Here is an 18,442-nt window from a genome sequence, read left to right as displayed (position 1 = left end):
CTCAGCCGAGCCCGCGGGAGTCCTGCTTGAGGGCGGTGTCCACGGTCAGGGCGGAGGCCACGACCATGCTCAGCAGCGGGTCCTGGAGCGGCCGGTGGATCTGCAGGACGTAGTTGTCCGCGGTCGTGAACAGGGTCTTGGCCAGGCCCTCCCACGTCTTGGTGATCCGGGCGATCTCGGTCTCGGTGTGGTCGACGATGGCGAAGTTCCAGGCGCGCCAGTTCTCCGCCTTGATCGCGCCGATCTGCTGGCCGTTGTACATGAAGCCGAAGCGGATCTTGCCGAAGGCGTTCTGCTGGACGATCTCGCCGAGCGGCTCGCCGTTGGCCCGCTGGACCAGGACCTTGGACTTGATGAACTTCGCCGGCCGGGTCAGCACCAGGTGCGGGGTGCCGTGGGCGTCCCGCACCTCCAGCTTGTGGGTCAGGAACTGGTCGACGCTGGAGACGAAGCGCAGCACCTTCTTCGCCGTGCTCTGGCCGACCTCGACGACCGAGCCCAGCGTGTTGCCGTGCTGGTCGAAGACGCTGTACTCGTTGACCAGCTCGATCAGCTTGGCCTTCTGGTTCACCACCAGGACGGGCTCGGTGAACAGCGTGCCGCCGCCGAACCCCGTCGGGGACACGCCGGCCTGCTGCTGCACCTGGTGCTGGACCTTCGACGGGTCGGGGGTACGGCTGACATTCAGCTCCCAGGCACTGCCGCCGCCCTGCTGCTGGGGCACCTGGCCGGGGTTGGTGTGCTCGGTCCACTGGGCGCCGTCCCAGTAGCGGAGCAGGTTCGGGGTGCCTTGCGGGTCCGCGTACCAGCCCGCCGGGGTATTCGAATGCGTTGTCACCCGGGCAGAGTACCGTTTTCGGCCGCTCAGGGAAGCTGCCAGTTCACCGGCTGTCCGCCCTGCTGCAGCAGCATCTCGTTGGCCCGGCTGAAGGGGCGCGAACCGAAGAATCCGCGGTCGGCGGACATCGGGGACGGGTGGGCGGACTCGATCGCCGGAAGCCGGCCCAGCAGCGGGCGCAGGTTGCGGGCGTCGCGTCCCCACAGGATCGAGACCAGCGGCTTGTCCCGCGCGGCGAGCGCCCTGATCGCCTGCTCGGTGACCTCTTCCCAGCCCTTGCCGCGGTGTGCGGCCGGCCGCCGGGGCGCCGTGGTCAGCGCGCGGTTGAGCAGCAGCACCCCCTGCCGCGTCCACGGCGTGAGGTCGCCGTTGGACGGCCGGGGCACCCCGAGGTCGGCGCCCAACTCGCGGAAGATGTTCTCCAGACTGCCGGGCAGCGGGCGCACGTCGGGCGCGACCGAGAAGCTCAGGCCGACCGCGTGCCCGGGGGTCGGATACGGGTCCTGGCCGACGATGAGGACCTTGACCTCGTCGAGGGGCTGCTGGAAGGCGCGCAGGACGTTCGGTCCGGCCGGCAGGTACGTGCGGCCCGCGGCAATCTCCGCGCGGAGGAAGCCCCCCATCGCCGCGATCCGGTCCGCCACGGGTTCAAGCGCCTTCGCCCAGCCCGCCTCGACAATCTCGTTCAACGGTCGTGCTGTCACAGTCCGTCACTCTACTGGCTCAACAGGCCCGCCACGGACGGGGATCGGCGCCCCGGCGGCTCACGGCCCCCGCCAGTCCGCGCGCTCCCGTGGCCCTTACGCGACGGCCGCCCGCACGCACAGCACGTCCGGCAGATGTGCGGCGACCGGCTCCCAGGTGTCGCCCTGGTCGGCGCTCGCGTACGAAGTAGACCCTGCCCGGATCGGCGTCGTCGGTACACAGGGCGCCGCGCAGCACCACCCCGTGCGACGGGTCCTCCGGAAGGCCGTCGGCGAGCGCCGTCCAGCTCGAGCCGCCGTCCCGCGAGCGGAAGAGCGCACCCGGCCGGGTCCCCGTCCACACCACGTCGGGCGCCGCGGGCCCGGCCGGGTGCAACCCCTTCTGCGTGCCCATCGCGAGCATCACGTCGTCCATGGCGTGTCACCTTCGCTGTGCCCATATGACCGGCATCACAGAGTCTGCACCCCACCACTGACAACGCCCGTACGGCGCCTGTCGCCGCGGCTCAGACCGGCGTTGCCGGGGCGGCGGCGGGACCGGCGGGCCCCAAGGTCCCGGCTGGCTCCGGGGTCCCGGCGGGCTCCGGCGGCGGGAAGCCCCACTCCCACTCCAGGTCGTAGCGCTGGAACAGCTCGGCCCGCAGCCGGTGCACCGGCATCGGCGCCCCCGGCAGCAGCATGGCCACCGTCGCGCCCATCAGCAGCGCGCGCAGCAGCCGGTACTCCTCCTCCGGGTCGTCGGCGCCCCAGCAGGTGACCGTGTCGCGCAGCAACAGGGCCAGCCGCTGCTGCTCCGGGCACTGGATGAAGCCCTCCTCCTGGAGGATCGCCGCCATGTGCGTGCGCATCAGCGTGGTGTGCCGGACGCTGATGCCGAGCATCCCGTCGATGGCGCGCGCCAGCAGCTGCTGACCGTCCGCGGTCCGCGGCTCGAACTCCAGCGCGGCAGCCAGCTCGTCGGCCATCAGCCGGTGCACGGCCGACTGCAGCAGCGCCCGCTTCCCGGAGAAGTAGTACGAGACCAGGCCTCTGGCCGACCCCGCGCGCTGGGTGATGTCGGCCAGCGTGGTCGCTTCGTAGCCGCGCTCCTCCACGAGCTCGACGGTGGCTCGCAACAGCCGTTCCCGGGAACGCCTGCGCATCGCTTCATTGACCGAAGCGCTCCGAGGGGACATGCTTTACTCCTGCGTTGACTGGCTCCGAGCCAATATACTCAGCGCATCCCGCCGGACCAGGGTCCGCACGGGGCAGAGGACGGGCGCCGTCCCGGCGACGCGGGGGATCGCCGGGACGGCGCCCGCCGTCGCTTCCGGGGGCGCCATCAGGTCAGCGCGTTGAGACCGGGGCCGAAGGCGATCAGCAGCGGGACCACCGGGACGAGCAGGGCGTACGCGCTCATCCGCACTCGGCGTCCCAACGGCAGCCGCGGGGCCGGGTCCAGCAGCCGGTGCACCCGGCCGGGCAGCCCGGCGAGCGGCATCGGCGCCGGGCCGAAGACCCCGCGCTCCTCGTTCAGCTCCACCAGGGCCAGGGCCGTGGTGAGCCGGCCCACGCGGCGCGAGGCGGTGTCGTCCGCCGCCAGCTCGACCAGGTGGTGCACCTGGTCGCGGAAGGCGGCGAAGACCGGAACCTGCGGGAAGCCGCCCGCGAGTGCGCCCGAGCAGTGCAGCAGCACGTCGTGGCGGGCGCGCATGTGGCCCTGCTCGTGCGCCAGTACGGCGTCCAGCTGGCGGCCCTTGAGCCGCTGGAGAGCGGTGGTGGTGATGACCAGCTGCGGCTCGGCGCCCGACAGCCACCAGGCGTCCGAACGCGCGTCCTCCAGGACGACCAGCCGCTCGCCCGGCGGCACGTCCTCGCCCGGCAGTCGGGGCGAGCGCACCCGCAGCTCCGCCCGGCGCCGCCGGCGCCTGCCGCGGGCGGCGCGCACCTCACGGGTGAGCATGGCGACCGTCCACAGCCCGCCGAGCGCCAGCATCACGGCCAGCGCCGCGGCGCCGCGCCCGTACTCCGACAGCCCGTACGCGTCGACGACGCCGTGCGGGGCGAAGGCGAAGACATGGCCGCGCACCGCGGCCCACGCCGCGGAGGCCGTCAGCGCCAGTGCCGACAGGCAGCACAGCAGCACGGCGGCGACCACGCACTGCCACACCCACAGGGCCAGCACGGGTTCGCGTTCCGGCCAGTCGGCACGGGACAGCAGGCGCGGCGCCATCGCCGCCGTCAGTGCGCCCAGGACCAGCAGCACGAACGGGACCGTCATGACGATCACCCTAGGAGCGGGCGGCGGGCCGCGGGTGCGGCCCGCACGCGATGTGACGTATCCCTCACGCAACCCCGTCCGTCCCAGGTGCCACACGGCCCCCCGTCGCGCACACAGAGGGTGGGGCTCACATCGTCAGCAGCATCGCGAACATGCCCATCGCCATGGCCACGCGGCACGCCGCCGCCACCTCCGGGGCGTGCCGCAGGCGTATTGCGCCGGAGGGCGGCGCGGCCAGGCGGCCGTCCACGGCGACCAGCCGGGTGCCCGCGTGCAGCACGTAGCCGGCGAAATACGCCAGCAGCAGCCCCGTCACCACCGGGCTGCCCATCGCCGCGCCCGCCATGTGGTCCGCGTGGCCGGAGTGCGCCGGGTGCGCGCCTGCCGTCGCCGCCGCCATGTAGACCATCGCGCCCGCGCACACCGAGTGGTGCATGCGGTGCGTCGTCGCGCGGTGCGCGGAGGGCCGCAGGACGTGCACCGCTATGCCCGCGAAGACGGCGGCGAGCAGCACGGGGCTCCAGCGCGGCGGCTTGTACACCGAGAGCGGCACGGCCATGAGCGCCATGCCCGTGCCGAGCAGGGCCTCCGTCCGCGCTTCGCGGCGCAGCACGCACGACAGCGCGGTCGCCGTGCTGAGCGCCACCAGTAACCACGCGACCACCGGCGGTCCGTGCACCGCGTCCACCCCCCTCGGGCTCCCGCTCCCGCCCCACCCGGCGGCCCACCCCCAGCCTGCCCGCGCCCGGCGGCGCACACCCGAGCGCACGGAGGCGTCCAGGGGTGTGAACCCACCCCTTTCGCGCCGGGGGCGCGTTGCCCTGCCCTGCCTTGCCCTGCCGCGGCGCGGGCGTGGCGCCCTCCCCGGCTCGGGAGAAGGGCCCGGGGTCGCGCGGGGGAGCGGCGGGATAGTGTGCGTGGTCATGGACACCGCCGCTTCGCCGACATTCCGCGCCGCGACCGCGGCAGACGTTCCCGCGCTGGTCGCGCTGATCGAGTCCGCCTACCGGGGGGACGCCAGCCGGGCCGGGTGGACGACGGAGGCGGACATCCTGGGCGGGCAGCGCACCGATCCCGAGGGTGTGCTCGCGGTGATCGAGAACCCGGGCAGCCGGCTGGTCGCGGTGGAGCGCGACGGGGAGCTGGTTGCCTGCTGCCAGCTGGAGCACCGGGGCGCGCACGCGTACTTCGGGATGTTCGCGGTGCGGCCCACGCTCCAGGGCGGCGGTCTCGGCAAGGTCATCATCGCGGAGGCGGAGCGGTTCGCCCGTGACGAGTGGGGCGTCGCCGAGATGCACATGACGGTGATCTCGGTCCGGGAGGACCTGATCGCCTGGTACGAGCGGCGCGGCTACGAGCGCACCGGGCGGACGAGCCCGTTCCCGTACGGCGACGAGCGGTTCGGGCAGCCGACGCGCGACGACCTCGAGTTCGAGCTGCTGACCAAGAAGCTCTGAGGAGTCCCCGAGCCCTCAGGCGGCGGGCTCGGCGGGGAGGTCGGTGACGGCGCCGTCCAGGCCGAGAGCGCGGGCGAGCGCCCAGTCCTGGGCGGTGTTCACCGTCCACGCGATGACCTGGATGTCCGCGGTGTGGCAGCGGCGCACGGTGTCCAGGGACAGGTGGGTCAGGTCGAGGCTGACCATGCGCGCGCCGACCGCCTGGGCGCGGGGCACGACGTCCGGGCCGGACTCGCCGGCCACCAGCACCGTCGGAACGTCCGGCAGCAGCGTGCGGATCTCGGCGAGGGCCGCGTCGTGGAAGGACAGCACGCTGACCCGCCCGGTGGCGCCGCGCCCGCGCAGTGCGGCGGCGAGCGCGCGGGCGGCCGCGATGTCCTTGATCTCGGCCTGGACGGGACCGCCCACGGTGTCGAGCACCTCCTCGAAGACCGGGACCCGTTCTCCGAGTCCGGCGTCCAGCGCGCGGATCTCGGCGAGGGTGAGGTCCCGGACGAGCCCGCTGCCGTCCGTGGTGCGGTCCACCTCGGCGTCGTGCATGACCACGAGCGCCCCGTCCTTGCTCAGGTGCAGGTCGAGTTCGACCTGGTCCAGCCCCGCCTGTTCGGCGCGGCGGAAGGACCGCAGCGTGTTCTCCGGCTCGACGCCCATGACCCCGCGGTGACCGACGGTGAGGAAGCTCATGCCCGCAGCCTAGGCCGCCCGGACGACGCGGGGCCGAACGTGTCGTGACGACTCGGCGGCGCCGGAGGAATTCCGGACGGTCCCGGGACGAATAGGGTCATCGGCCGCAGGAAAGGCGAACACCAAGCCGTGTCGCCGGAGAATCTTCTCCTGGCCCGCTTGAAGCGGGAACAAGGTCGCGGATACGGTGTCGGTACGGCAATTTTTCCTGTGAAGGAGCGGTCATGGCAGACATTCTTTCGTCGAGGGCGGCACCTGCTCAGGGGATATCCGGTGACGACGTCGTCGGGCACCCGGTGTGGAGCGAGCTGAAGGAGGCCGTCGAGACCGTCCGGCCCTGGCAGCTGGGGGACGGCTCGATCGACTTCGAGGCCGAGGACGCGCCCTCGCGTACGGAGGCGGCGCAGGCCGTGGACCGGGTCGCGGAGGCCGTGGACCGGCTCACCGACCTGCTCCCGCACGACGCGGCCTACCACCGCGCGCTGGCCGCCGACCTGCGCCGCTGGGCCGACGAGGGCTTCGGCGTGCCGGACTTCCTGGACTCGCTGCTGGCCTTCCGGCCCTCCGCCGACCGCACCGACGGCCGCCGCCATGTCGTGGTCTTCCCGATGTACACCCAGAACGGCAACCCGGACCGCAACCTGGAGGCCGTCGCGCTGCGCGTGATGTGGCCGGAGTGGATCGCCGAGCTGGAGCGCACCCGCTACGACAACCCGCAGTTCGTGCCGATCGTCTTCGAGGACTTCACCCCTGGCTACGACACCAACTCCGCGGTGCTCTTCCCGGAGACCGTCGCGGTGCGCAAACCCCCGGCCGCCTGGAGCTGGGGTGCGATCTTCTGCGACCGCGAGGCCGCGCGCTTCCGGGTGGTGACCGAGGCCGCGGTGGACATCCTGGGCCTCGACCTGCCGCCGGAGGCCGCCCGGCTGGTGTCCGACCAGGAGCTGGCGCAGCAGACGTACATGCTCTGGGACATGATCCACGACCGCACCCACAGCCACGGCGACCTGCCCTTCGACCCGTTCATGATCAAGCAGCGGGCGCCGTTCTGGATGTACGGCCTGGAGGAGCTGCGCTGCGACCTGACCACCTTCCGGGCCGCCGTCGAGCTGCAGGCCGAGGGCCACCCGATGGGTCTGGGCGTGCAGTACGCGATCCTCTTCGACCGGCTCTTCCGCTTCCCGGTCACCGGCGCGCGGGTCCGCAACTACGACGGACTTGGCGGACAGCTGCTGTTCTCCTACCTGCACAAGCACGACGCCGTACGCTGGACGGACAACACCCTGCACATCGACTGGGAGCGTGCACCGCAGGTCACCAACCAGCTCTGCGAGGAGATCGAGACGCTGTACCGGGACGGCATCGACCGCCCCAAGCTCGTGCACTGGTTCGCCGCGTACGACCTGGTCGCGAGCTATCTCTCGCCGCACCCCGGCTCGGTCTGGGCCAAGGGACCCGATGCCCTCGACCTGTCTCAGCCTCCGCGCAAGCTGGTGGACGACGTGCTGCCGGACGAGTTTCCGCTCAGCATGTTCTACGAGGCCCTGTCCAGGAAGCTCCGTGAAACGATCGCCTCGACCAAGGGGATCACGGGGGCCGGACTGGAGCGGAGCGCCGCGTGACCGGTGCGGCCGAGGAGGCGGAGATGACGACCGACACGTATTCCGGCGGTCTCGACGGAGCGGTGATCGCCGTGGCGGGTGCCGGCGGCCCGGCCGGCCGCGCCGTGCTGCAGCGGCTCGCCCGCGCGGGCGGCCATGTCGTCGCGGTGGACCACGACCCCGAGCGGCTCGCCGAGGCCGTCGACGCGGCCCGCTACGACGCCGGCGGCGCCGACATCACCGGCGAGATCGTCGACCTGCTCGACCTGGAGGCCACCCAGGACTGGGCGGCCCGGATCGAGAAGGACCACGGCAGGGTCGACGGCCTGGTGCACCTGGTGGGCGGCTGGCGCGGCTCGGCGTCCTTCCCGGAGACCGAGCTGGCCGACTGGGACGTGCTGCACCAGCTGCTCATCCGCACCGTGCAGAACACCTCACTGGGCTTCCACGACGGGCTCATGCGCAGCCCCGGCGGCCGCTACGTGCTGATCAGCGCGGCAGGCGCGAGCCGCCCGACCGCGGGCAACGCCGCCTACGCCGCCGCGAAGGCCGCGGCCGAGGCGTGGACGCTCGCGCTCGGCGACTCCTTCCGCCGGCTCGGCGGCGACAACGGACCCACCGCGGCGGCCACCGTCCTGGTGATCAAGGCGCTGGTGCACGACGGTCTGCGGGCCGAGCGCCCGCAGTCGACCTTCTCCGGTTTCACCGACGTGACCGACCTCGCCGAGGCGATCGCGACCCAGTGGAACCGCAACGCAGCAGAAGTGAACGGGACCCGCCAGTGGCTGACGCCTCAACCGTGACCGATTCCGCGGACGACTCCGGCCGTACCGACGCCGTGCGCCGGCACGACCCCGCCGTCCGCGGCTTCGCCAGCGACAACTACGCCGGTGTCCACCCCGAGGTGCTCGCCGCTCTCGCCCTCGCCAACGGCGGCCACCAGGTCGCCTACGGCGAGGACGCGTACACCGCAGCGCTCCAGGACGTCTTCCGGCGGCACTTCGGTCCGGCCGCCGAGGTCTTCCCGGTCTTCAACGGCACGGGCGCCAACGTGACCGGCCTGCAGGCGGTGACCGACCGCTGGGGCGCGGTGATCTGCGCGGAAAGCGCGCACATCCACGTGGACGAGTGCGGCGCGCCCGAGCGCGTGGGCGGTCTGAAGCTGCTCACCGTCTCCACTCCGGACGGCAAGCTCACCCCCGAGCTGATCGACCGGCAGGCGTACGGCTTCGACGACGAGCACCGCGCGCGGCCGCAGGTCGTGTCGATCGCCCAGACCACCGAGCTGGGCACCTGCTACACCCCGCAGGAGGTCGCGGCGATCTGCGACCACGCCCACCAGTTGGGCCTGGCGGTGCACATGGACGGCGCGCGGCTCGCCAACGCCGCCGCGACGCTCGGGGTGCCGCTCGCCCGCTTCACCTCCGAGGCGGGTGTCGACATCCTGTCCTTCGGCGGCACCAAGAACGGGCTGCTGTTCGGCGAGTGTGTCGTCGTGCTGGATCCGGACCGGGTGCGCGGGCTGCGGTACCTGCGCAAGCTGTCGATGCAGCTGGCGTCCAAGATGCGCTTTGTGTCGGTGCAGTTCGAGGCGCTGCTGGCCGGTGACCTGTGGCTGCGCAGCGCCGGGCACGCCAACGCGATGGCGCGCCGGCTGGAGGCGGCCGTGCGGGGCGTCGAGGGTGTGCGGGTGACCCAGGCCGTACAGTCCAACGCGGTCTTCGCGGTGCTGCCGCGCGAGGTGAGCGAGCGGCTGCAGAAGCGCTTCCGCTTCTACTTCTGGGACGAGTCGACCGGCGAGGTGCGCTGGATGTGCGCCTTCGACACGACGGAGGCGGACGTGGACGGCTTCGCGGCGGCGGTCGCGGAGGAACTGGCGGGAGTGTGTGAATAAATATGCGAGCGTCGGTAAATTGATTGATCTGCGGTCGGTGCCTGTCTAGGGTCTGCCCATGGAACCGATCCCGGAGACCGACGACCTTTCCGCCTTCCTGGCAGCCGACGACGTCCTCGACCACCACGACCCGGTGGTGGTCGAGACCGCGGCACTGCTCGCCGAGGATGCGGACAATCTGCATGAGTATGCGCACACGGTGTACGAGTATGTGCGCGACATGATTCCGCACTCCTTCGACTCGGGGGATCCGGGCGTCACCTGGCGGGCGTCCGACGTGCTGGCCCGCCGCAACGGCATCTGCTACGCCAAGTCGCACGCGCTCGTCGCCCTGCTGCGGGCCCGCGGCATCCCGGCGGGGCTGTGCTACCAGCGGCTGACCGAGGACGACGGCTCCGACCCGGTCCTGCACGGGCTGGCCGCTCTGCGGCTGCCGGGCGCGGACCGCTGGAGCCGGCTGGACGCGCGCGGGAACAAACCCGGTGTGGACGCCGCTTTCTCCCTCGACGTGGAGCGGCTCGCCTTCCCCGTCCGCCCGGAGCTGGGGGAGTGCGACTACCCGACCGTGTACGCCGCGCCGCTCCCGCAGGTGGTGGACTGCCTGTGGGCGGCGCCGAGCAGCTCGCAGATCGTGCTGCCGACCGAACTGCCCTGAGGGGGACGCACATGGGTGCCGCGGACGACGCCGGGCGGCTGACCGCCGCCGAACTCGGCGGACCACTGGGGGAGCGGGCCACCCTGGTGCAGTTCTCCAGCGCGTTCTGCGCGCCCTGCCGGGCGACCCGGCGCGTCCTCGCGGAGGTGTCCGGGATGGTCGAGGGGGTGCGGCACGTGGAGATCGACGCCGAGGCCCACCTCGGCCTGGTCCGGCGGCTGCGGATCGAGAAGACCCCGACGGTGCTGGTGCTGGACGCCGCCGGTGCGGTGGTGCGCCGTGCGGCGGGGCAGCCCCGCAGGGCCGACGTCATCGCGGCGCTCGCCGCCGCGGTCTGAGCGGCGGGCACCGCGCCGCCCGCCCGCCGGACCGGCGGCCCGGACGTCGGGCAGGTCACAGCGGCGGACCTTGCCAAGGGGCGGCGCGGTCTGTGTACTGGCGAGTAATATAACCGCAGGTGACTCGTCGCGACGCGTGCCGTACGCGGCGGGGAGCCGATGCCACTGGCGCCTATGCTGCCAGTTCCGGGGCATTGCCAGGGCGCTGCCGGGGCAGTTGACGAAGACGTGCAGGACGAAGCAGTAGGAGAGCAGGCGTGAGCTTGAGGATCGTAGTCGCTGTGAAGTACGTGCCCGACGCCACCGGCGACCGCCACTTCGCCGATGACCTGACCACCGACCGCGAGGCGGTCGACGGGCTGCTGTCGGAGCTGGACGAGTACGCCGTCGAGCAGGCGCTGCAGATCGCGGATGCCGCGGACGACGCGGAGATCACCGTGCTGACGGTCGGTCCCGAGGACGCCAAGGACGCGCTGCGCAAGGCGCTGTCGATGGGCGCCCACAAGGCCGTCCACGTCGAGGACGACGAGCTGCACGGCACAGATGTCATCGGCACCTCGCTGGTGCTGGCCAAGGCCGTCGAGCACATCGGCTACGACCTGGTCGTGACCGGCATGGCGTCCACCGACGGCACCGCCGGTGTGGTGCCCGCGCTGCTCGCCGAGCGGCTCGGCATCCCGCAGGTCACGCTGCTGTCCGAGGTCGCGGTGGCCGACGGCAGGGTGACCGGGCGGCGCGACGGCGACGCGGCCAGCGAGCAGCTGGAGGCGTCGCTGCCCGCGCTGGTGTCGGTGACCGACCAGTCCGGCGAGGCCCGCTACCCGTCCTTCAAGGGCATCATGGCCGCCAAGAAGAAGCCCGTGGAGTCGCTGGACCTGTCGGACCTCGGCATCGACGCGGCCGAGGTCGGCCTCGGCGGCGCCTGGACCGCGGTGCAGGACGCGGCCAAGCGCCCGGAGCGCACCGCGGGCACGATCGTCAAGGACGAGGGCGAGGGCGGCAAGCAGCTCGCCGCCTACCTCGCGGAGCAGAAGTTCATCTGACGAACGGCCCCGCCCGGCGCGCCGCGTCCGGGCCCGGCCGCGCGCTCCCGCCCGCCCCCGACCCCCCTTCTTCCGCAGGAGAACGAACCCATGGCTGAAGTCCTCGTCCTCGTCGACCACGTGGACGGCGCCGTCCGCAAGCCCACCCTCGAACTGCTCACCCTGGCCCGCCGGATCGGCGACCCGGTCGCCGTCCACCTCGGCCCCGGTGCCGACACCGCCGCCCTGGTGCTCGCCGAGCACGGCGCGGTGAAGGTGCTCACCGCCGACGCCCCGGAATTCGCCGACTACCTCGTCGTGCCCAAGGTGGACGCCCTGCAGGCCGCCGCCGCTGCCGTCTCGCCGGTCGCCGTCCTCGTCCCGTCCTCGGCCGAGGGCAAGGAGGTCGCCGCGCGGCTCGCGCTGCGCCTCGGCTCCGGCATCATCACCGACGCCGTCGACGTGGCGGCGGGCGACGACGGCCCGGTCGCGACCCAGTCGGTCTTCGCCGCCGCCTTCACGACCCGCTCGCGCGTCACCCACGGCGTCCCGGTCATCACCGTCAAGCCCAACTCCGCGCCCGTCGAGGCGGCCCCCGCGGCCGGCACCGTCGAGCCGCTGGAGGTCGTCTTCGGCGAGCTGGCCACCGGCACCAAGGTCGTCTCGCGCACCCCGCGCCAGTCCACCGGGCGGCCGGAGCTGACCGAGGCCGCGATCGTGGTCTCCGGCGGCCGCGGCGTCAACGGCGCCGAGAACTTCTCCCTCATCGAGGAGCTGGCCGACTCGCTCGGCGCGGCCGTCGGCGCCTCGCGCGCCGCGGTGGACGCCGGCTGGTACCCGCACAGCAACCAGGTCGGCCAGACCGGCAAGTCGGTCTCGCCGCAGCTCTACATCGCCAACGGCATCTCCGGCGCGATCCAGCACCGGGCCGGCATGCAGACCTCCAAGACGATCGTCGCCGTCAACAAGGACGCCGAGGCCCCGATCTTCGACCTCGTCGACTACGGCGTGGTCGGCGACCTCTTCCAGGTCGTCCCGCAGCTCACCGCGGAGGTCAAGGCCCGCAAGGGCTGAACCGCCGTCAGCGCCCCGCCCGCCGGCCCCCGTACGCCCCCGCGCGCACGGGGGCCGCGGCGTGCCCGGAGGGGTGTTGACCGGGCAGTCGGCCCCGGCTAGCGTCGCTCCGTCGATTCATCGACACCGACGTCGGCCGGTACGCGGAAGGTGGCGCCTGTGACGGGGGCGGACGGCAGGACGCTCAGCAGAGCGGACGTGGCCCGTATCGGGGTCTCGCTCGCGGCCACCGACGCCGAACTCGCCCGCCGCTACCCCGGCGACCCGGGCACCCGGCAGCCCGTCCACACCGTCTACGTGCCCGCCGACACCGCCGGACCCGGCACCCCGCGCGACTGGGGCGACCGGGCGCTGGCCGCGCTGGACGCGCACGCCCCGGACGCCGCCGCCCTCGGCTCGGTGCTCGGACTGCCCACCGCCCTCGCCGCCGAGGTGCACGACCGGGTCCGCGCCAAGCTGCTGCGGGAGCCGGTGGAGGACCTGCGCATCGACTTCGAGGACGGCTACGGCCTGCGGCCCGACGCCGAGGAGGACGCCGCCGCGCGCGCCGCCGCCCGGACCGTCGCGGAGCTGGCCGGGGGCGAGGGGGCGCCGCCCTGGGCCGGGATCCGGATGAAATGCCTGGAGGCCGCCGTACGCGAGCGCGGCATCCGCACCCTGGACGTGTTCCTGACCGCGCTGCTCGACGCGGGCGGGCTGCCGGACGGGCTGGTGGTGACGCTGCCCAAGGTGACCTTCCCCGCGCAGGTCGCCGCCATGGCCGAGCTGTGCGGGCAGTTCGAGCGGTCCGCCGGGCTGCCCGGGGGCCGGATCCGCTTCGAGGTCCAGATCGAGACCACCCAGGCCGTTCTGGGCCCGGACGGCACCGCGACCGTCGCCCGGCTCGCCGAGGCCGCGGCGGGCCGCCTCACCGCGCTGCACTACGGCACCTTCGACTACAGCGCGGCCTGCGGGGTCGGCCCCTCCCACCAGGCGCCCGACCATCCCGCCGCCGACCACGCCAAGGCCGTCATGCAGGTCGCCGCCGCGGGCACCAGTGTACGGCTCTCGGACGGCTCCACCAACGTCCTGCCGGTCGGCTCCACGCAGGACGTGCACGACGCCTGGCGGCTGCACTACGGGCTGGTGCGGCGCGCGCTGGCCCGCGCCTATTACCAGGGCTGGGACATGCACCCGGCGCACCTGCCCACCCGTTACGCCGCCGTCTACGCCTTCTGCCGGGAGGACCTGGACGCCGCCGCGGCGCGGCTCGCCGCCTACACCGGCAGGCGGGCCGGGGGCGGCGCCGTGCTGGACGAGCCGGCCACCGCCCGCGCGCTGTGCGCCCACCTGCTGCGCGGCCTGGACTGCGGCGCCCTCGATCCGGCCGAGGTCACCGACCGCACGGGGCTCGGCCGCGGCGAACTCGACGCGCTGGCCGGGCGCTGAGCCGACGCCCCCGTCAGGAGGAGGGCGGGATCTCGCCGGAGCCGCGCGGGACGAGCCGGGCGGGCAGTTCGACCCGGCTGGTCCCGGTCACCGCGCCGTCGAGCCGGCGGAAGAGCAGTTGCGCGGCGGTGCGTCCGAGGCCCGGGGCGTCCTGGGCCACGACCGTGACCGGCGGGTCGAGGAGGTCGGCCAGCTCGAAGTCGTCGAAGCCGACCAGGGCGATCCGGTCGGGACGGCCGGACAGCACGCGCACCGCGCTCACCGTGACCCGGTTGTTGCCCGCGAAGAGTGCCGTGACCGGCTCGGGCCCGGACAGCATCGCCGCGAGCGCGGCCTGCACGCGCTCGGGCGTGGTGGGGCCCATGGCGTACCACTCGGGGCGGACGGTGATCCCCGCGTCGGCCATCGCCTCGCGGTAGCCGCGCAGCCGCTCGGCCGCGGTGTGGATGCCGGGCTGGTCGCCGATGAAGCCGATCCTGCGGTGGCCGTGCGCGATGAGGTGGGCGACGCCGGTGCGGGTGCCGCCGGCGTTGTCGGTGAGGACGACGTCGGCGTCGATGCGGCCCGCGGGGCGGTCCACGAACACGGTGGCCACGCCCGCGTCGATCTCCGGGCTCAGGTAGCGGTGGTCGTCACCGGCCGGCACCACGACCAGGCCGTCGACCCGGCGGGCGCAGAAGGCGAGCACCAGCTCCTGCTCGCGGCGCGGGTTCTCGGTGCTCGACCCGGTGAACAGCAGCGCCCCGTGCGCGCTCGCGACGTCCTCGACGGCGCGGCTGAGGGCGGCGTAGAACGGGTCGGCGAGGTCCTCCAGGACCAGGCCGACGCTCGCCGTGCGGCGGGTGCGCAGCAGCCGCGCGCTGTCGTTGCGCCGGAATCCGAGGGCCTCGATGGCGGCCTGGACGCGGGCCATCGTGTCGGGCGTGACGCCCGGTTCCTCGTTCACCACCCGGGACACCGTCTTGAGGCCGACGCCCGCGCGGGCGGCGACGTCCTTCATGGTGGGCCGGGGGACTCGTCCAGGAGTATGGGTCACGGTCGTAGTATTCCCTGCGGCAAGAGATGGACAACGTTGTCACGATCAGGCGAGACTACCCCCGGGACCGCCGTCGCGGAAGCCTGGCGGCCGGTCCGGCACGATCCGTCGTACCGCCCCGCGCCGTCCCGCGCGGTCCGGCACGACATTGCTCCGACCCCCGCGACGGATCGCGGCACCGCGCAAGAGATCATGTGCGACCACCCGCACGACACCGAAGGAGACCCCGAAGCGATGCACCTGCACGGCGTGACCGGTCCACTCGTGGCCGCACTGGACATCGGCGGTACGAAAATCGCCGGGGCGCTCGTCGACACCGACGGCCGCCTGGTCACGCGGTCGCTGCGGCCGACGCCCGCCGGGGGGGACGGCGAGACGGTCATGGGCGCCGTCGCCGAGGTGGTCGGCGAGCTGCGCGCCGCACCGCAGTGGGACGCGGCCGTCGCCGTCGGCATAGGCAGCGCGGGTCCGGTGGACGCCGTGCACGGCACCGTCAGCCCCGTCAACGTCCCCGGCTGGCGGGACTTCCCGCTCGTCCCCCGGGTCGCCGAGGCGGCCGGCGGACTGCCGGTCGTACTGGCCGGTGACGGTGTGGCGATGACCGCGGCCGAGCACTGGCAGGGCGCGGCCCGCGGCTACGACAACGCGCTGTGCATGGTGGTGTCCACCGGAGTCGGCGGCGGACTGGTACTCGGCGGCACGCTGCTGCCCGGCCCGACCGGCAACGCCGGGCACATCGGGCACATCAGCGTCGACCTCGACGGCGACGTGTGCCCGTGCGGCTCGCGCGGCTGCGTCGAGCGGCTGGCGAGCGGCCCCAACATCGCCCGCCGCGCGGTGGAGTCCGGCTGGACCCCGCCCGCGGGCACCGCGCCGACGGCGGCGGCCGTCGCCCGGTCCGCGCGGGCCGGCGACCCGCTCGCGCTGGCGTCCTTCGACCGCGCCGCGCAGGCGCTCGCGGCCGGCATTGCCGCGACCGCCACACTGGTCGAGATCCATGTCGCCGTCGTCGGCGGCGGGGTGGCCGGTGCGGGCCCGGTGCTCTTCGACCCGCTGCGCGAGCACCTGGCCCGCTACGCGACGCTCTCCTTCGCCGCGGGCGTCGAGGTCGTCCCGGCCAAGCTGGGCACCGACGCGGGTCTGGTCGGCGCGGCCGCCGCGGCGGCCCAGGGGCTGGGCCTCGCGGGCTTCGTCGGAGGCTGACGCGCGGGCAGCCACGCCTTCCCGCTCAGCCCCGCACGGTGTGCGGGGCGCCCGCGCCCGGCACTTCCGCCGTGGATCCGCCCCGGCTCCCGGCGCGGTCGCCGCGGCGGGCCAGCAGCAGGACGGCCGCGGCGCCGGCCAGGCACGCGGCGGCGCTGAGCAGGAAGGCGTGGTTTCCCCCCGTGGCCAGTGCGGCGGCGGGGGAGGAGCCGTGCGCGGCGGCCACCACCGAGACGGTGAGCGCGACGCCGAGCGCGGAACCGACGTAGCGGGCCGTGTTGTTGGCTCCCGAGCCCATGGCGCTGCGGTCGGCCGGGACGCTGGAGACGGCGAGCCGGGCCAGCGCGGCGTTGAGGATGCCGCTGCCGACTCCCCCCACCGCCAGGGCCGGGAAGAGCCTGCCGTACGAGCCGCCGGTGTGCAGGCCGTAGAGGCCCGCCTGGCCGGCCGCGGCGACGGTCAGGCCGAGCGCGGCCTGCGCGCCCGCGCTGAGGTACGGGGCGAGGCGGCGGGCCAGCAGGGCGGCCACCGCCGACAGGCCCGACCAGACCAGGAAGAGCATGCTGGTGGCGATCGCTCCGGTGCCGAGCACGCCCTCCACGATGGTCGGCAGATAGCTGAACACCCCGACCAGGGCGAGGCCGTTGACCAGGGCGGCGATGCCGGAGGCGAGGAAGACGGGACTGCGCCACAGCGCCGGGTCCAGCATCGGTTCTGCCACCCGGCGCTCGACCGCGGCGAAGGCGGCGAGCGCGGCGGCGGCCACCGCGACCAGCACCAGCACCGCCGGGTGCAGCCAGCCGCCGCGGCTCTCGCCGAAGCCGGCCACGAGCGCGCCGACGCCCGCGCTGAGGGTGACCGCGCCCGCCGGGTCGAGCCGCCGGGGGCGGGCGGCGCGGGACTCGGGGACGGCGGCGGTGAGCGCCGCGACCGGCACCGACAGCAGCGCCAGGCCCCAGTAGAGCGAGCGCCACCCCCAGACCTGTGTCAGCACCGCTGCGTAGACCGGGCCCACGGCCACCCCGGCGCCGATCATCGCGCCCCACAGCCCGAGCGCCCGTATCCGCCGGTGGCCCGCCGGGTGGGTGGCGGCGATCAGGCCGAGTCCCGAGGCCAGCACGGCGGCGCTGGCGGCGCCCTGGAGGATGCGGCCGGTCAGGAAGACGGCGGTGGTGGGCGCCGCGGCCGCCAGCACGGTGGCCAGCAGGAGCAGGACGGCGCCCGCGGCGAAGGTACGGCGCCGGCCGCGCGCGTCGGCGGTGCTGCCCATGGTCAGCAGCAGGGCCGCGAGGCCGACGGGGGTGCCGGTGAGCATCCAGGTCTGGGCGACGGGACCGGAGTGCAGGCCCTGGGCGGTGGCGGCGAGCGTGGTGGCGGGGGCGGTGAAGGCCATCAGCGTCACGAGGGTGCCGAGGTTGACGGTCAGCAGGGTGAGCCCGGCGCCGGGGGCGTCGGCGGCGCCGTCCGGGCCGTGCGGCGCGTACGGGGAGGCGGGGGTGGCGGGTGCGGCCTGGGCGTTCATGGGGTTCCTCCGCGGGTGCGGTCGGTCCGTGGGATGCCGTTGCAGGGGCGAGTTTCGTCATTGAACTCACCGTCGGGGCGGCAGCCTAGCATGTGAGTCTGTTCACCGAACCTTCGATGGCGGGCGGCGGTAGGCTGGCCCCATGGCACTCGGTACGGACTACGCCAAGCAGGACTGCTCCCTCGCCCGCGCCCTGGAGATCGTCGGGGAGCGCTGGAGCCTGCTGATCCTGCGGGACGCCTTCTACGGCGTGCGGCGGTTCAACGACTTCCTGATCCACCTGGACATCCCGCGGGCGGTGCTCACCGCGCGGCTGGCGGCGCTGACGGACGCCGGGGTGCTGCGCAAGGTCGCCTACCAGCAGGCGCCGCCGCGCTACGACTACGTGCTGACCGACGCGGGGGTGCGCCTGTGGCCGCCGCTGCACGCGCTGATCCGGTGGGGCGGCGAGTACGCGACCGAGGGCGTGCCGACCCGGACCTTCCACCACGCCGCCTGCGGCACCCGGCTCGACATGACCGGCGGCTGCCCGCACTGCGGGCTCGCCCAGGTGGCCCCGGGCGACGTCGAGATGCGCACGCCCGCCCCCGACGGCCGTCCGCGCCGCTCCGACCCGGTCGCCGCCGCGATGGCCGCCCCCCACCGGCTGCTGCGGCCGCTGCGCGGGGCCGCGGGTGCGGACGCGTTTGCCGGTGCCGATGATCCGGGCAATTCGTAGGGGTCAAC

At 73.9% G+C, this 18,442-nt stretch carries 19 protein-coding genes and 1 pseudogene; 11 read left to right on the top strand and 9 right to left on the bottom strand.

What is annotated here, in order from left to right; translation table 11 throughout:
* Position 1: 1 nt before the first annotated feature.
* From ACH4PY_RS12240 to ACH4PY_RS12215, 6 genes and pseudogenes are all read right to left on the bottom strand, one after another.
* Entirely contained in the window at positions 2–838 is an 837-nt protein-coding gene (locus ACH4PY_RS12240) for a phospholipid scramblase-related protein (RefSeq protein WP_398179664.1), read from the bottom strand.
* Positions 839–864: 26 nt separating this feature from the next.
* Positions 865–1,542, bottom strand: coding sequence for a uracil-DNA glycosylase (locus ACH4PY_RS12235; RefSeq protein ID WP_398179661.1), 678 nt, complete (start codon positions 1,540–1,542; stop codon positions 865–867).
* Between the two features lie 96 nt (positions 1,543–1,638).
* Positions 1,639–1,858 (bottom strand): annotated as a pseudogene (locus ACH4PY_RS12230) (exo-alpha-sialidase); the annotation flags it as partial.
* A 190-nt stretch (positions 1,859–2,048) separates the two neighbouring features.
* Positions 2,049–2,717, bottom strand: a complete 669-nt coding sequence (locus tag ACH4PY_RS12225; RefSeq protein ID WP_398179658.1) for a TetR/AcrR family transcriptional regulator — start codon at positions 2,715–2,717, stop codon at positions 2,049–2,051.
* Between the two features lie 146 nt (positions 2,718–2,863).
* On the bottom strand, positions 2,864–3,802 hold the full coding sequence (locus ACH4PY_RS12220; protein ID WP_398179655.1) for a M56 family metallopeptidase: 939 nt from the start codon (positions 3,800–3,802) through the stop codon (positions 2,864–2,866).
* Between the two features lie 127 nt (positions 3,803–3,929).
* Positions 3,930–4,481, bottom strand: a complete 552-nt coding sequence (locus ACH4PY_RS12215; RefSeq protein WP_398179652.1) for a DUF5134 domain-containing protein — start codon at positions 4,479–4,481, stop codon at positions 3,930–3,932.
* Between the two features lie 244 nt (positions 4,482–4,725).
* On the opposite strand from ACH4PY_RS12215, the gene ACH4PY_RS12210 reads away from it, so the two are divergent.
* Positions 4,726–5,259, top strand: coding sequence for a GNAT family N-acetyltransferase (locus tag ACH4PY_RS12210; protein ID WP_398179649.1), 534 nt, complete (start codon positions 4,726–4,728; stop codon positions 5,257–5,259).
* Positions 5,260–5,274: 15 nt separating this feature from the next.
* Here ACH4PY_RS12210 and ACH4PY_RS12205 read toward each other — a convergent pair whose 3' ends face one another.
* Positions 5,275–5,943, bottom strand: a complete 669-nt coding sequence (locus ACH4PY_RS12205; RefSeq protein WP_398179646.1) for a glycerophosphodiester phosphodiesterase — start codon at positions 5,941–5,943, stop codon at positions 5,275–5,277.
* Between the two features lie 224 nt (positions 5,944–6,167).
* Between ACH4PY_RS12205 and ACH4PY_RS12200 the strand changes: the two genes are divergently transcribed.
* The 8 genes from ACH4PY_RS12200 to ACH4PY_RS12165 all read left to right on the top strand — a co-directional run bounded on the left by ACH4PY_RS12200 (position 6,168) and on the right by ACH4PY_RS12165 (position 13,955).
* Positions 6,168–7,565, top strand: coding sequence for a DUF6421 family protein (locus ACH4PY_RS12200; RefSeq protein WP_398179643.1), 1,398 nt, complete (start codon positions 6,168–6,170; stop codon positions 7,563–7,565).
* A 23-nt stretch (positions 7,566–7,588) separates the two neighbouring features.
* The gene (locus tag ACH4PY_RS12195) at positions 7,589–8,347 is read left to right on the top strand and encodes an SDR family NAD(P)-dependent oxidoreductase (protein WP_398179640.1); all 759 of its coding nucleotides are present in this window, start codon (positions 7,589–7,591) and stop codon (positions 8,345–8,347) included.
* Positions 8,326–9,438, top strand: a complete 1,113-nt coding sequence (locus ACH4PY_RS12190) for a threonine aldolase family protein (RefSeq protein WP_398179637.1) — start codon at positions 8,326–8,328, stop codon at positions 9,436–9,438. Before ACH4PY_RS12195 ends, ACH4PY_RS12190 begins: the two co-directional genes overlap by 22 nt.
* A gap of 58 nt (positions 9,439–9,496) precedes the next feature.
* Positions 9,497–10,093, top strand: a complete 597-nt coding sequence (locus tag ACH4PY_RS12185) for a transglutaminase family protein (protein WP_398179634.1) — start codon at positions 9,497–9,499, stop codon at positions 10,091–10,093.
* Between the two features lie 11 nt (positions 10,094–10,104).
* Complete coding sequence (locus tag ACH4PY_RS12180) at positions 10,105–10,431, top strand: thioredoxin family protein (protein ID WP_398179631.1); 327 nt, start codon at positions 10,105–10,107, stop codon at positions 10,429–10,431.
* A gap of 257 nt (positions 10,432–10,688) precedes the next feature.
* Positions 10,689–11,474 carry an electron transfer flavoprotein subunit beta/FixA family protein gene (locus ACH4PY_RS12175; RefSeq protein ID WP_398179628.1) on the top strand — a complete coding sequence of 262 codons (786 nt, stop codon included), beginning with the start codon at positions 10,689–10,691 and terminating at the stop codon, positions 11,472–11,474.
* 90 nt (positions 11,475–11,564) lie between these two features.
* The gene (locus ACH4PY_RS12170; RefSeq protein WP_398179626.1) at positions 11,565–12,527 is read left to right on the top strand and encodes an electron transfer flavoprotein subunit alpha/FixB family protein; all 963 of its coding nucleotides are present in this window, start codon (positions 11,565–11,567) and stop codon (positions 12,525–12,527) included.
* 159 nt (positions 12,528–12,686) lie between these two features.
* On the top strand, positions 12,687–13,955 hold the full coding sequence (locus ACH4PY_RS12165) for a DUF6986 family protein (RefSeq protein ID WP_398179623.1): 1,269 nt from the start codon (positions 12,687–12,689) through the stop codon (positions 13,953–13,955).
* A 13-nt stretch (positions 13,956–13,968) separates the two neighbouring features.
* Here the strand turns inward: ACH4PY_RS12165 and ACH4PY_RS12160 are convergent, their stop codons facing one another.
* A complete protein-coding gene (locus ACH4PY_RS12160; RefSeq protein ID WP_398180815.1) occupies positions 13,969–14,955 on the bottom strand; it encodes a LacI family DNA-binding transcriptional regulator in 987 nt (328 codons plus the stop codon).
* 270 nt (positions 14,956–15,225) lie between these two features.
* Here ACH4PY_RS12160 and ACH4PY_RS12155 point away from each other — a divergent pair, with 270 nt between their 5' ends.
* Positions 15,226–16,194, top strand: coding sequence for an ROK family protein (locus tag ACH4PY_RS12155; RefSeq protein WP_398179620.1), 969 nt, complete (start codon positions 15,226–15,228; stop codon positions 16,192–16,194).
* 25 nt (positions 16,195–16,219) lie between these two features.
* Here the strand turns inward: ACH4PY_RS12155 and ACH4PY_RS12150 are convergent, their stop codons facing one another.
* Complete coding sequence (locus ACH4PY_RS12150; protein ID WP_398179617.1) at positions 16,220–17,716, bottom strand: MFS transporter; 1,497 nt, start codon at positions 17,714–17,716, stop codon at positions 16,220–16,222.
* Between the two features lie 142 nt (positions 17,717–17,858).
* Here ACH4PY_RS12150 and ACH4PY_RS12145 point away from each other — a divergent pair, with 142 nt between their 5' ends.
* Entirely contained in the window at positions 17,859–18,434 is a 576-nt protein-coding gene (locus tag ACH4PY_RS12145; protein WP_398179614.1) for a winged helix-turn-helix transcriptional regulator, read from the top strand.
* The last annotated feature ends 8 nt before the right edge of the window (positions 18,435–18,442 follow it).

Source organism: Streptomyces sp. NPDC021224, from assembly GCF_044332905.1.
Taxonomy (GTDB): domain Bacteria; phylum Actinomycetota; class Actinomycetes; order Streptomycetales; family Streptomycetaceae; genus Actinacidiphila.
The sequence above is the reverse complement of the archived record's forward strand: the minus strand, read 5'-3'. Positions and strand labels throughout refer to the sequence as shown.